10 protein-coding genes are annotated in these 14079 nt (G+C 67.7%); 3 read left to right on the top strand and 7 right to left on the bottom strand.

Annotated elements, in window-relative coordinates; translation table 11 throughout:
- Positions 1 to 226 precede the first annotated feature (226 nt).
- Together KDK95_RS00435 and fxsT are read left to right on the top strand one after the other, a co-directional pair.
- The gene (locus tag KDK95_RS00435; protein WP_212515909.1) at positions 227 to 1003 is read left to right on the top strand and encodes a pentapeptide repeat-containing protein; all 777 of its coding nucleotides are present in this window, start codon (positions 227 to 229) and stop codon (positions 1001 to 1003) included.
- Positions 960 to 3773: an FxSxx-COOH system tetratricopeptide repeat protein gene (fxsT, locus tag KDK95_RS00430; RefSeq protein ID WP_212515908.1), complete on the top strand. Its 2814-nt coding sequence runs from the start codon at positions 960 to 962 to the stop codon at positions 3771 to 3773. Before KDK95_RS00435 ends, fxsT begins: the two co-directional genes overlap by 44 nt.
- A gap of 123 nt (positions 3774 to 3896) precedes the next feature.
- Here the strand turns inward: fxsT and KDK95_RS00425 are convergent, their stop codons facing one another.
- The 7 genes from KDK95_RS00425 to KDK95_RS00400 all read right to left on the bottom strand — a co-directional run bounded on the left by KDK95_RS00425 (position 3897) and on the right by KDK95_RS00400 (position 9956).
- Positions 3897 to 4544, bottom strand: coding sequence for a hypothetical protein (locus KDK95_RS00425; protein WP_212515907.1), 648 nt, complete (start codon positions 4542 to 4544; stop codon positions 3897 to 3899).
- A gap of 199 nt (positions 4545 to 4743) precedes the next feature.
- Entirely contained in the window at positions 4744 to 5325 is a 582-nt protein-coding gene (locus KDK95_RS00420; protein ID WP_212515906.1) for a methylated-DNA--[protein]-cysteine S-methyltransferase, read from the bottom strand.
- An 18-nt stretch (positions 5326 to 5343) separates the two neighbouring features.
- A complete protein-coding gene (locus KDK95_RS35375; RefSeq protein WP_307844026.1) occupies positions 5344 to 6414 on the bottom strand; it encodes a methyltransferase in 1071 nt (356 codons plus the stop codon).
- Positions 6411 to 7271: a metal ABC transporter permease gene (locus KDK95_RS35370; protein WP_307844025.1), complete on the bottom strand. Its 861-nt coding sequence runs from the start codon at positions 7269 to 7271 to the stop codon at positions 6411 to 6413. The genes KDK95_RS35375 and KDK95_RS35370 overlap by 4 nt, the downstream gene beginning before the upstream one ends.
- On the bottom strand, positions 7268 to 8164 hold the full coding sequence (locus KDK95_RS00410) for a metal ABC transporter permease (protein ID WP_307844024.1): 897 nt from the start codon (positions 8162 to 8164) through the stop codon (positions 7268 to 7270). The genes KDK95_RS35370 and KDK95_RS00410 overlap by 4 nt, the downstream gene beginning before the upstream one ends.
- A complete protein-coding gene (locus KDK95_RS00405) occupies positions 8161 to 9033 on the bottom strand; it encodes a metal ABC transporter ATP-binding protein (RefSeq protein ID WP_212515904.1) in 873 nt (290 codons plus the stop codon). Before KDK95_RS00405 ends, KDK95_RS00410 begins: the two co-directional genes overlap by 4 nt.
- Before the next feature lie 5 nt (positions 9034 to 9038).
- Entirely contained in the window at positions 9039 to 9956 is a 918-nt protein-coding gene (locus KDK95_RS00400; RefSeq protein ID WP_212515985.1) for a metal ABC transporter solute-binding protein, Zn/Mn family, read from the bottom strand.
- Positions 9957 to 10131: 175 nt separating this feature from the next.
- Between KDK95_RS00400 and hrpA the strand changes: the two genes are divergently transcribed.
- A complete protein-coding gene (hrpA, locus tag KDK95_RS00395) occupies positions 10132 to 14064 on the top strand; it encodes an ATP-dependent RNA helicase HrpA (RefSeq protein ID WP_212515903.1) in 3933 nt (1310 codons plus the stop codon).
- Positions 14065 to 14079: the final 15 nt, after the last annotated feature.

The raw sequence follows: 14079 nt of genomic DNA, 5'->3' as shown, positions 1-14079 counted from the left end.
TTCAGCGCAGGCGCGTGACGTCGCGCCGACGGCGCTCGGGTATCGCGCTGATCCGCAAAATGCGTCACGATCCACTCGATTCGTCTCAGCGCTCTGTTTACACTCGCCAGAGCGTCTGTCTGCGAAGAGGGGGATGTATGGCTCTGGAGGGGAAGAACAAGATAGACGCCTGCCGGTGGGGGATGCCTTGAAGACACGACGGCGCCGACCCTGGTCGGCGACGCGAGTGGGCGTCGTCTGCGCGCTCGCCGGGCTGGGGGTTCTGATCGCGGGCTACAACTATCCGCGGAGCTGGTGGCCGAAGGAATTCGTCTTCGAGGTCTATCCCAACTCAGGTGCCGATTTGGTCGGCGCTGCGATTGTTGTCCTGGTGATCGACCGGTCCGCCAGGCTCCGAGAGGATGAGGAGCGGCGGCGGCAACTGGTCCGGGAGTGCGCGAGTTCTGACCACACTGTGGCGGGCCGAGCGCTGCTGGAGCTGGACGCCCGCGGATGGCTTGCCGAGGGAGCCCTGGCCGGCGCGCGGTTGATCGGGGCCGATCTCGTCGGGTCGCAGCTCGCGGGAGTGGATCTGAGCGGGGCTGATCTGGTCGGCGCGAAACTCGACGATGCTGACCTCAGCCGCGCCTCGCTGATCGGTGCACGACTGACCGGTGCGAATCTCAACCGGGCGGTGCTGGAATGGGCCGTCGCGGACGACGCGAAACTCGGTGGTGTCGCGCTGCGTGGGGCCGACGCGGGTGGGGCCAGGCTGCTGCGCGCCGACCTCACTCACGCCGATCTCCGCGACGCGGATCTCTCCGGCGCGGACTTGTCGGGCGCGGATCTCGCCCACGCGGATCTCCGCGGCTGTGATCTGTCGACCGCGGTTCTCGAAGGGGCGTCGCTGCACTCGATTCGCAGTGATCTAACGACGAGATGGCCAGCCGGAATGCGCCCATCGAAGGAGGGTGAGGTCGATGACGCCGGGAAAATCGGGTCCCGCGAACGAACCATGGAATGACCGGGAGCGACGCGCCGCGGTCGAACGCCGTGAACCGACGCCCAGAGCGTCGGCCATAGGGGCCCGGCTGCGCGGGCATCGGCTTGCCGTCGGCCTGTCCCAGACCGAGCTGGCTGCCCGGTTGGTCGTCCACCCCAGGCAAGTCAGTCACGTCGAGCGCGGTGAGCAACTGCCGAACGCCGAACTGCTCGATGCGTTCATCGCGGCGCTCGGCCTGTCCGCGCGGCAAGCGGATGAGCTGCGCGAGCTTCTTGAGGAGGGCGCTGTCGCCACTCCGGAGAGTTCGTCACAGGCGCAGAGCCGCACCCCCGACGTATGGAGTGTTCCCGGGCGCAACGTCCATTTCACCGGGCGCGACGCGGTTCTGGCAGAACTGCACCAGCAACTGCTTGGTGGACTGCGCACGGTGATTCTGCCGATCGCGCTGCGGGGGCTCGGCGGGGTCGGTAAGACCCAAGTTGCCCTGGAGTATGCGCATCGGTTCAAGGCGGACTATGACGTGGTGTGGTGGATCGACACGGAGCAACTCGAACTCGTGGACGTCTCTCTCGCCCGACTGGCAGAGGCGATGGGACTCGCGTCCACTGGAAAGACTCCGGACGATGCGCGGCAAGCTAGGGAGGCGCTGAGGCGTGGCGAGCCGTATCGGCGTTGGCTGCTGATCTTCGACAACGCGGCGGAGCCCGATGACGTGCTCGCGTATCTGCCCGAGCCGGCAGCACATGGCCACCTTCTGATCACCTCGCGCGATCAGACATGGGCCTCGGTCGCTGCCACCCTCGAGGTGGACGTGTTCACCCGAAGTGAGAGCGTTGCCCGGCTGACCTGCGGAGTGCGGAGTCTTGCGCCGGAGGCCGCCTCGTCGATTGCCGAGCTTCTTGGTGACTTGCCGCTGGCTGTTGAGAGCGCCACAGCGTGGCTCGCGACGACGGGTACGCCTGTTGACAAGTACATTGAGGCTCTGGCCAGGGAGACGATGCGTGTGCTCTCGCTCGAACGGCCGCTGGGATATGCACTTCCGGTCGCTGCCGTCTGGAGCCTCAGCCTCAAGCGGCTCCGTGAATACGAGCCAGCGGCGGCCCACCTGCTCGAACTGGCCTCGTTCATGAGCCCCGATGGGATCGCTACCGAGCTGTTCTACTCGAAGGCGGCCATCGACGAGCTGCGCAGATTCGACGAGCGGGTGAATGACTCGATCGCAGTCGGCACTCTCGTGCGGGCGGCAGTCCGGTACTCGCTGCTGCGCGCCGACTCGAACGAATTGCGCATCCACCGCCTTGTTCAAGGCGCGGTGCGTGCGCAATTGGAAGGGGCTGCGTTCGACGAGACAGTACATGCCGTCCACCGCATCCTCTACGCCGCTCGTCCCGGGCCGGGCCAGATCGATAACCCCGAGGCCTGGCCGCGCTACGCGCAGATCTGGCACCACCTGGCCCCCTCGATGGCAGAGTCTTGTGACGAGCCAGAAGTCCGTGAGCTGATGATCGATCGCGTCCGCTTCCTCTGGCGTAACGGCGAATATCAAAGGGCCCTGGGATATGCCCGCCCGATTGCCGACCGATGGTCGGCGCGACTCCAGGAAGACGAGCTCGTGCTGGGTGAGCAGACGCTCGAACTCAATCGGCAGCTGCTCGCGCTGCAGACAGAGATGGCGACCACGCTTCGCATCGAGGGCAATCTGCGCGAGGCCTACGAACTCGACACCGCGACGCTCAGCCGTCAGCGAGAACTACTACCGGAACGTCACCCCGATATCATCGTTTCCTCGATCATGCTCGGCGGTGATCTTCGCGCACTTGGAGACTTCAACGGCGCTCTGAAGCTGGATCAGAGCACGTACGCCGACTCGGTGACAGTACTTGGCGCCGACCACCCACGGACGCTTTCCGAGGCCAACAACCTTGCCCTCTCCCACTTCCTGGTCGGCAACTACGCCAGGGCGCGGCAGATTGATGAAGACACATTCGTCCGACGTCGCGCCGTGCTCGGCGGACAGCATCCGGACACCCTGCACTCCCAGGCGCAAGTAGGCCTTGAACTCCTCGTGATGGGCATACGGGAGGAGGCCGTGCAGATCCTTACCGAGAGCATGGCCGGCCTCGTCGAGTCGATCGGTCTCGCAAGACCGCGCACTCTGAGCGTGGCGACGCTGCTCGTATGGGCACTCAACAAGGCGGACAGGACTGCTGAGGCCCTCGCGTTGGCACAGCAGACACGCACGCACTATGCCGGGAACTACGATCCTTATCACCCCGGCGCGCTGCTGTGTGGATTGGCTCTGGCCGCTGCACTATCGGCTAATGGTCGTGTCAACGACTGCAGAGCTGTGCAGATCGCGCGTGAGGCCGTCTCCGGGTTCGAGGCTCGCTTCGGTGCGGACCACCCCAGCACTTTGGCAGGCGTCAACAATGTCGCAGTCTACGAGCGTCGTGCCGGGAATCCCGACGCGGCGCTGGCGCAGCTCGAACGAGTCGTCGAGGGGCTCACCGGACGTCTTGGAATCGGGCACCCGAATACGTGCGTGGCCATGGCCAATCTCGCAAACTGCCTCGTCCACGCCGGGCGGCTCAGTGACGCCGAGCGCCTCGAGCGCCGAGCACTCGACCATATGGCAGCCGCGCTCGGGGGTGATCACCCCGACAACGCTGCCATAGCGAACAATCTCGCTGTCACGTTGCGGGCGCTGGGCCGTAGGCGCGAAGCCCGCACCGTAAGCAGCATCGCATCCCGAACCCGGCTTGACCTGGAGCTCTTGCCGGTCGCCCTCTGAGGGCTCGGTTCAGCCCTACGCAACTGGTGATTCAGAATATCAATGTTCGTGGGGTATGTGAGGAGCTGCGACAGTTTGCCCGGCTCTACAAGCCTCGTGTTTGCCTGTATTCCCTACGCGTTGTCAGTGGGTGGTGGCCAGCGCGATCGCCTTGGCGTAGTCGGCGTCCTTCTCCTCGTCCGGCAGGCTGTTGAAGGAGAAGACGTACTCGACGCCGTTGTCGGCCCAGACGCAGTCGACGTTGCCGGCGTTGCCGACGAGCGTTGCGCATTTCAGGTCGGCGGTGGAGCTGCTGCCGACCGAGAATTCGTCGGGCGAGGCCGTGCCCAGGTCGATCGTGTTCAGCGTGTTCTCGGCCAGGGTGGCCGGGTCGTCGGTGAGCTTGCCGCCCACGGCGCCATGGGATACCGCGTAGATGCCGTCGACGGCTACGCCGGCCCCGCCAGGATCGGAATATGACCCGCTGAAGGTCGAGAACGTGGCGGTGTTCTTCGGCAGCACCGCAGGGTAGGTGCGCCAGACCGGGTAGGAGTCCGGTTCTTCGATGAGGGAGAGGTCACTGACCTTCTGGGGCAGGTGGTACGCGGGTGCCGACGAGGCGGGGGTGTTCGTGCCGCCGCGACCGAATATCGCGAACGCCGCCCCGCCGATCAGGATGACCAGGACGACTGCGGCGACCAGCGCCAACCGCCTTCTCCGCTTCGTCTCGCGGCTTGAGGCGGGACGTGCCGTAGCCTTCGGCGCGCTCGTCGGACGGGCTTCGTCAGTCAAGGTAACCCCTTCGGCGCGCGATCTCCCCAAGCGCGTTCTGAGAACGTAAGTCCTTTGTGACGGTACATGAGGGGCGAAGGCTAATCAATCTTCTGGCAGAGTCGAAGGGATCAAGGTGTGGCCAGCCGCCAGGTGTCCCGTCGGTGTCACCGGCTTCCGGTCGGTGTCATCATCGCGTCGGGTGATTGCCAAGCGCAGGTTAGACCTCGGGTCCGTCCCAATCCAGGGTCGGTGGGATGCAGCCCTCAAGGGTGAGCAGCCAGCGTTTGGTGGGCAGGGCGTCGGGCCCGCTGCCGAAGCCGCCTAGGCCGTCGGCGGCGACGACGCGGTGGGCGGGGATGAGGATGGCGATCGGGGTGGTGGCCATGATGGTGCCGACGAGGCGGGCTGCTTGGCCGCTGCGGGCCATTTCCGGATCGAAGCCGGCGCAGCGTTCGGCGAGTGCGCCGTAGGTGATGGTTGCGCCGAAGGGAACCGTGGCGTCGAGATAGTGCAGGACTTTGCGCTGCAGGTTCGAGGTCAGTGACCAGTCGATCGGCAGCTCGAAACTGGGCTTGCGCCATTGACCGGCGAAGTAGGCGGCTAGGCGTTGGGTGACGGCGCGGGCGCGGCGGTCGGCGTCGACCGCGGCGGGATCGGCGAGGTCGAGGCCTTCGGGCATCTGCTCCGTGTCGTTCTCGTGGAACGCGGCCCAGATCACGCCGTGTGCCGTGGCCGCGACGCGCATGCGGCCGGAAGGCAGCGGCGTGTCTACAGTGAAGCGGATGACAGGGGGCTCCATCGCTCCATCAAAGCAGTCTCATCTGACAGAACGCAGGATCACGAACTTCGGGCTGCCCGCGACGGTTTCGCAGTTGCCGAAGATCTTGCGCAGCTTCACGTGGTAGCCGAGGTGGCGGTTGCCGACGACCCATAGTTGGCCGCCGGGGCGCAGGGCGCGGCGTGCGCCGGTGAACATGCGCCAGGCTACGAGGTCGGTCGTGGCGCGGTGGGTGTGGAAGGGCGGGTTGTTCAGGACTAGGTCGGCGCTCGCGTCTTCGACGGGGGACATCGCGTCGCCGACGACGAAGCGGGCGTTGCCGGGGTCGGCGATGTTGGCCTCGTAGGTAGCCCTCGCCGAGGCGACAGCCTGGTACGACTCGTCGAGGAAAGTCAGTTGCGCGGTCGGATTCGCCAGTGCGGCGGCGGTTCCTACGACGCCGTTGCCGCAGCCTAGGTCGACGATGTGGTCGCCGCCGTGGGTGACTGGGAGGTACTGCAGGAAGAATCGGGTGCCGATGTCGAGGCGGTCGGCGCAGAAGACGCCGGCGTGGTTGGTCACCTCGTGTCCGGCGATCGGGCCGAGCTTTCTGTCCGCGGGTAGGGGATACGTAAGCGGCCACGGATTGGCGGAATCGGCGTGGATTCGGGCGACGTCGGGCTCGGTGAAGATGAGGCGGGCCTTGCGGACCGCCAGGGAGGTCCTGGTCGGGCCGACCAGCTGCGTCAGGAGGTTCAGCGTCGAGGTGTGGATCTCGGTGGCCTTGCCGGTGCCGACGACGACCGAGCCCTCGTGCAAGCGGGGGGCCAGCCTGTGGAGCTGATCCTCCAACAGGGCGAGGATCTTGGGGACGCGGATCAGCAGCACGTCGATGCGGGCCGGGGGCTCGTCTTGCGTGCTGAGCAGCGTCGCCGCGTCGCCGACTCTGGCCCGCGCGGCCTCCATGGCCAGGTACGAGTCGGTTATCAGCACCGGACGCCCGTCCTTCATCGGGAGCGCGGCGAGCAGTTCGCCGGTGCGGTCGCCGAGGACGACGACGGTGCCGCCGAGGTCGACGCCGGCTTCCTCGAGGTGCCGCAGCAGGTAGTCGTCCGCCGCGTCGGTGCTCACGACGCTGCCGCTGTCACGCCCGGCCGTCGCCGCCGTCGGGCCATCCGCGAATATGCCACGGCACAAGCGTACGTCGCCGCGGCGACAGCCATGATCCAGAAGCTCGTTGGCGTGTCCGGCACGAAGTAGGACAGGGTCAGGCCAACCCAGACATCGAATACGCCGAGCACCGCCGAGACGGCCAGTCCGACGAAGGGCCGGTCCGTGACGAGCAGCGCGGTTCCGGCCGGGGCGGCGAGCAGGCCGAGCAGCAGCATCGAGCCGACGGCCTGGCTGGCCTCGCCCGCCGTGATCCCGATCAGCACCAGGAACGTGTACCCGAGCAGGCGCACGGGCACTCCGCGCGCGGCGGCCACGGCCTCGTCCAGCGTCGCGAACAGCAGGGGACGCGCGATCAGCAGGAGGACGAGGGAGACGGCGATGCCGATCACGAGTGCGGTGACCGCCTGGCCGGAGGAGATGCCGAGGATCGAGCCGAACAGCACGTTGACGGTCTGGTTGCCGCTCGAGTTCGAGGAGCCGGACTGGTTCGTCGTGTACAGCGTCATGAAGAACACGCCGAGGCCGAGCACCCAGGCGAAGACGTTGCCGATCACGACGTCGTCCGCACGACCTCGTCGTCCCAACGCGCCGAACAGGACCGCGATCAGCACGCATGCCGCGAACAGGCCCACGCGCAGGTCGATGCCGAACGCCAGGGCCGCGAGCGCTCCGGTGAACGCGACGTGGGACAGCGCGTCGCCGGTGAAGACCTGAGCGCGCAGCACGAGGAAGTAGCCGACGAGGCCGCAGGCGAGGGCGATACCGGTGCCAGCGACGAGCGCCGTCGTCATGTACGAGTCGTGGAACACGCTCACGCCACCTCCAGCCGGCCCGGCCGGCCCTGCCGGAGTGTGCGGCGCACGGACTTCGCGGCGTACGCGAGTACGTAGCAGGCGAACGCGAGCGAGGTGATCGTGAAACCGGTGGCCTGGTTGCCGAAATAGGCCCACGCCAGCCCGAACCAGGTGACGAGCACACCGATGACGACCGTGTACAGCAGGCTGAGGCCCGGGCGGGCCGTGATCACCTGGGCCGTCGCGGCGGGCATCACGAGCAGCGCGAAGACGAGCAGCGAGCCGGTGAACTTGGAGACCTCGGCCACGGTCGCGCCGAGCAGCACCAGGTACAGCACGCTGAGGGCGCGGACGGGGACTCCGCGCGCGGCAGCGACCGCGGGATCGACGGAGGCGAACAGCAGGCGGCGCCCGATCACGGCCATTGCCAGCAGGACCACGACGGCGACGGCTACGAGCGTCAGCACATCCTCGTCGGTGATGCCGAGGAAGTTGCCGAACAGGAATGCCGATGTGCTGCTGAGGAATCCGCCGTAGAGGTCGAGGAAGACGGCGCCGAGGGCGAGCGCGAAGGCCTGCACGACGGCGATGAGCGCCGAGGAGTGCGCGCGTTCGCCGACACCTGTTCCACTGCCGCGCGCCAGCAGCGCGATCACCAGCGCCGAGCCGATGCAGAATCCGAAGTAGCCGACCGTCGCGCTCAGGCCCAGGTACACGGCCGCGGCCGCGCCCGGGAATCCGGTCACCGCGATCGAGTGCCCGGCGAAACTCTGCCGCCGCAGCACCATGAACCAGCCGATCACCCCGGCCAGGATCGCGACCGCGAGCCCGGCGCGGAAGGCGTTGACCATCGACGGCAGCGACCACATCCACTGCACGTCGGTGATGATGTTCCACGTGAATCCAGGGTTCACCGGAGTGCCTCGTGGCGGTCGCCGTGTTCGTGGGAGTGGTGATCCGCGTGACGATCGCTGTGCAGCGCGGGAGCCTCGGGGCCGCCGACCACGACGAGCCGGCCATCGGCCGCGCGCAGCACCTCGACCGGCGTGCCGTACAGCCGGGTCAGCGTCTCGGTGGTGATCACCTCGCTGGCCGGGCCGGAGGCCGCACCGCCGCTGACGATGTACACGACGCGGTTCAGGTAGCTGAGGATCGGGTTCACGTCGTGCGCCACCATCACCACGGCGACCTGCTCCTGTACGCAGATGCGGTGGATCAGCGCGGCGATCCCGGCCTGGTTCGGCAGGTCCAGCGAGTCCAACGGCTCGTCGAGCAGCAGCAGTCGCGGCCTGCGCACGAGCGCCTGCGCGATCAGCAGCCGCTGCTGTTCGCCGCCGGAGCACTCGCCTATCGGCCGGTGCGCGTACGCCGAGGCGCCGACGAGGTCGATGACCTCGCGTACGCGCTCGTCCGCGATCCGGCGGCCCGAGCTGAACCGGCGGGCGAACGGCAGTGGCACGCCCCAGCGGTCGCCGTCCAGGCCGAGGCGCACCACGTCCACGCCGCGGATCCGCAGCGAGCCGTCGAAGTTCCGCCGCTGCGGCAGGTATCCGATCTGCTCGCCGGCCGCGCCGGGCCGCTCGCCGAGCACGGTCACACTGCCCGCGGCAGCCGGCAGCGTGCCCAGCAGCACCTTGATCATCGTCGACTTGCCGACGCCGTTCGGGCCGAGCACGGCCACGAACTCGCCGGGGCGCACGCTCAGGTCCACGCCGCTCCACAGCAGGCGCCCGCCCACCGACACGGCCGCGTCGCGCAGGGAGAGAACAGCGTCGTCGATCATGGTCCTCAGTGTCCCGTCGCCTTGGCCAGGGCCGATTCCAGGTCCTGGAGCTGGCCGACCATCCACTCCTGGAAGCTGTCGCCGGCCGGGGAGAGCGTCTCGGTCACCGTCGTGACCGGGATGCCTTCCTGCTGTGCGAGCTTGACCTGGGCTTGGATGTCCGGAGTCGAGTTCTGCGAGTTGTAGACGTAGACCTCGATCTGCTTATTCCTGATCTGCCGGTCGATCGCCGCCTTGTCGGCCGACGTCGGGTCGGTGCCCTCGCTGATGTCCTTGAGGAAGGAGTACGGCGTGAGCATGTCGAGCCCTAGGCTGTCGGCGAGCGGGGAGACGATGGATTCCGAGGCGCCGATGGGAGTGCCGGCGTACTTCGCCTTGATCGTCGTCTCGAGCTGGTTGTACTGGGCGAGCGCGCTGTCCTCGAAGGCCGTCTTCTGCTGCGCGAAGTAGGACGCGTCGGCGGGGTCGATCTTCTGGTACTCGGCGGTGATGGCGTCGATGACCTTGTAGACGCTCGCGTGGGAGTACCACTGGTGAGGGTTGTCGCCGTCCTTGAGGCCGAGCACGTCGCCGACGGTCAGCACGGTGCGCGAGGAGTTCGGATTCGCCGAGACCAGGCCGGGCGCCCAGGAGGAGTCATAACCGATCCCGTTCTGGATGAACAGCTGCGCGCCCGCGATGGTCCGGGCATCGGCGGCAGTCGCCTCGTAGGAGTGCGGGTCGGTGTCCGGGTTGGTGATGATCGAGGTCTCGGCGACCTTCGAACCGCCGAGTTGCGCGGCGATCGAGCCCCAGAAGTTCTCCGCCGCGACCACGACGATCTTCGCGGTGCCGGTGGAGCGTGACGCGCTCCCCGGCGCTGTCGTTGCGCACGCCGATGCGGCCAGCGTCACCGCGCCGATCGCGGTGAGGCCTGCCAAGATCCGTCGGCGTGATTGCGGAACGGCTGTGTCGGACACGTCGAAAGCCCCCAAAGGCTGAGAATGAACATCATTTTAACCGGCATCGCTCCTTAAGGCTAGTGAAAACCGTTTTCATTTGCAAGAAGCGGATAACCTGGAGCGATCCGGGGCCCCGGCCACCTATGCTGGTGACGTCATGTGCGCTCACGGACCCACCACTCTCGACGACCTGCGCCCCCGTCTCGACGAGCTGCCCCCACGCGACGCGGCGCGGCTGCGCCGTCGGATAGACGGCGCGCGCCGGGTACGCAAGCCCGAGGCCGCCGCGGCCATCGCCGCCGAGATCTCGGCGCAGATCGACACGGCCCTGGGCCGGCTGCAGGCGCGCACCTCCGCGGTGCCCGCACTGGAGTACCCGGAGAACCTGCCGGTCAGCGCGAAGCGGGCGGAGATCCTCGCGGCGATCCGGGACAACCAGGTCGTGATCGTCGCGGGCGAGACCGGCTCGGGCAAGACGACGCAGATCCCGAAGATCTGCCTGGAGCTCGGCCGCGGCGTACGCGGGGTCATCGGGCACACCCAGCCACGAAGGCTCGCCGCGCGCACCGTCGCCGAACGGATCGCCCACGAGCTGAAGACCGAGATCGGCGCCGTCGTCGGCTACAAGGTCCGGTTCACCGACAAGGGCGGCTCGGACACGCTGGTCAAGCTGATGACCGACGGCATCCTGCTCGCCGAACTGCAGCACGACCGCGACCTGCTCCAGTACGACACGCTGATCATCGACGAGGCGCACGAGCGCAGCCTCAACATCGACTTCATCCTCGGCTATCTCAAGCAGCTGCTCCCGCGCCGGCCCGACCTCAAGGTCGTCATCACCTCGGCCACGATCGACCCCGAGCGCTTCGCCGCCCACTTCGCCGACGCCGCGGGCGAGCCCGCGCCGATCGTCGAGGTCTCCGGCCGCACGTATCCCGTCGAGGTGCGCTACCGGCCCATCGTCGACCTCGACGATCCGGATGGCGATCCGGACCGCGACCAGGTGCAGGCGATCTGCGACGCCGTCGGCGAGCTGCAGGCCGAAGGCGACGGCGACATCCTCGTCTTCCTCAGTGGCGAACGGGAGATCCGCGACACCGCGGACGCGCTCAACAAGCTCCAGCTGAGGCGCACCGAGGTCATCCCGCTCTACGCGCGGCTGTCCAGCGCCGAGCAGCACCGCGTCTTCCAGCCGCACAGCGAGCGACGCGTCGTGCTGGCCACGAACGTGGCCGAGACCTCGCTGACCGTCCCCGGCATCAAGTACGTCATCGACCCGGGCACGGCGCGCATCTCCCGCTACAGCCATCGTCTCAAGGTGCAGCGGCTGCCGATCGAGCCGGTGTCGCAGGCCTCGGCCAACCAGCGCAAGGGCCGCTGCGGACGTACGTCGGACGGCATCTGCGTCCGGCTCTACTCCGAGGCCGACTTCCTGGCGCGGCCCGAGTTCACCGAGCCGGAGATCCTGCGCACGAACCTGGCCTCGGTCATCCTGCAGATGACGAACATCGGCCTCGGCGACGTCGCCGGCTTCCCGTTCGTCGAGCCGCCGGACCGCCGGAACATCAAGGACGGCCTGGACCTGCTGCACGAGCTCGGCGCGATCGAACCCACCTCCGCCGAGGCGCGGCCCAGGCTCACCCCTGTCGGCCGCAAGCTCGCGCGGCTGCCCGTCGACCCGCGGCTCGCGCGGATGGTCATCGAGGCCGATCGCAGTGGCTGCCTCAACGAGGTGCTGGTCATCACGGCCGCGCTCTCCATCCAGGATCCGCGCGAGCGGCCGGTGGACAAGCAGGCGCAGGCCCAGCAGAGCCACGCCCGCTTCGTGGACAAGGAAGCGCAGTCGGACTTCCTGACGTACCTCAAGCTCTGGGACTACATCAAGGAGAAGCAGAAGGAGCTCTCCTCGAACCAGTTCCGCAAGCTGTGCAAGAACGAATTCCTGCACTACCTGCGCATCCGCGAGTGGCAGGACCTGCACGCGCAGCTGCGGCAGTCGATCCGCGACCTCGACGTCGTCCCCAACTCGGCGGCCGCCCATCCACAGGCTGTGCACAGGGCTCTGCTTTCCGGGCTTCTCTCGCACCTCGGGATGTACGACCCGGAGAAGCGCGAATTCCTCGGCGCCCGCAACGCACGGTTCGCGATCTTCCCGGGCTCCTCGCTGTTCAAGAAGTCGCCGCGGTGGGTCATGGCCGCCGAGCTCGTGGAGACGAGCCGGCTGTGGGGACGGGTCGCGGCCCGCATCGAGCCCGAGTGGATCGAGGAGCTCGCAGGCCACCTGGTCAAGCGCAGCTACAGCGAACCGCACTGGTCGAAGGCCGAGGAATCGGTGCTGGCCTACGAGAAGGTCACGCTCTACGGCATCCCGATCGTCGCGCAGCGCAAGGTCCACTACGGCAAGATCGACCCCGAGCTCAGCCGCGAGCTGTTCATCCGGCACGCGCTGGTCTACGGCGAATGGACGACCCGCCACCAGTTCTTCCACGACAACCGCAAGCTGCTCAAGGAGGTCGAGGAGCTCGAGAACCGGGCCCGCCGGCGCGGCATCGTCGTGGACGACGAGACGCTGTTCGACTTCTACGACCGGCGCGTCGGAGCCGACTGCACCTCGGCGCGGCACTTCGACACCTGGTGGAAGAAGGCCCGGCAGGAGACGCCCGACCTGCTCTCCTTCGAGCGCTCGATGCTCGTCAACGAGAACGCGGCGGCCGTCACCGAGGAGCAGTATCCGAACGTCTGGCGGCAGGGCAGGCTGCGCTTCAAGCTCACCTACCAGTTCGAGCCGGGCGCGGACGCGGACGGCGTGACCGTGCACATCCCGCTCGCCGTGCTGAACCAGGTCGAGCCGGACGGCTTCGACTGGCAGATCCCCGGCCTGCGCGAGGAGCTGGTCACCGAGCTGATCCGCTCGCTGCCCAAGCCGATCCGCCGCAGCTTCGTCCCCGCGCCCAACTACGCGAAGGCGCTGCTCGAGAAGCTGCCGGCCCACGGGGTCGACGGCAACAGCGGCTCGCTGCTCGACGGCCTGGAACGCGAGATGCGCCGCATGGGCGCCCGCGACCTCGACCGCGACGACTGGGACTTGAGCCGGCTGGCCGAGCACCTGACGATGACCTTCCGCATCGTCGACGAGCGCAACCGGAAGATCGCCGAGGGCAAGGATCTGCTCACCCTCAAGGAGAAGCTGAAGCCCAAGCTCCGCGAATCGCTCTCCAACGCGGCCGACGACATCGAGAAGACCGGCCTGAAGACCTGGGACTTCGGCGCCGTCGCGCACACCTACGAGCAGCACCAGCGCGGCGTGGCCATGAAGGCGTACCCGGCGCTGGTCGACGAGGGCCAGTCCGTGGCGCTCAAGCTGCTGGACACGCCCGAAGAGCAGGCCGACGCGATGCACTTCGGCGTGCGCCGTCTGCTGCTGCTCAACATCCCGTCGCCGAACAAGGCCATGCTCGCCGCGCTCGACAACAAGCAGAAGCTCGCGCTCGGCACGAACCCCTACGGCCCGGTCCCGCTCCTGTTCGAGGACTGCGTCGCCTGCGCCGCCGACTACCTCATGGAGCGCAACGGCGGCCCCAGCTGGGACGAGGCCGGCTTCACAGCACTCCGCGACAAGGTACGCGCCGACCTCGTCGAGATCGCCGAGAACACGCTCATCACCGTCGCCGACACCCTCGCCGCCGCGCACGAACTCGACCGCCGCCTGAAGGGCAAGGCGAGCCTCGCGCTGCTCCCCTCGCTCACCGACGTGAAGACACAGCTCGCGCAACTGCTGCCCAAGGGCTTCATCTCGGCGACCGGCTACGAGCAGCTGCGCCACCTCCCGCGCTACCTGCGCGCGATCGGCTACCGCCTCGACAAGATGAACGACGACCCGTACCGCGACCAGACGAACCTCGCCAAGGTGCAACAGCTCCAGCGCGAGTACGAAGACGCCCTCAGCCGCGTACCCCGCGGCCGCCGCCCCAGCGCCGATCTGCGCCAGGCCCGGTGGCTCATCGAGGAGTTCCGCGTCAGCCTCTTCGCCCAGCAGATCGGCACGGCGACCACGGTCAGCGAGAAGCGGATCAGGAAACTGCTCGGCTGAGTCTCGAGACCCTCG

Origin of the sequence: Actinospica acidithermotolerans (assembly GCF_018139625.1) — a bacterium.
Lineage (GTDB): Bacteria > Actinomycetota > Actinomycetes > Streptomycetales > Catenulisporaceae > Actinospica > Actinospica acidithermotolerans.
Note: the sequence above shows the minus strand (reverse complement) of the source record. Positions and strands in the feature narration are given on the sequence as shown.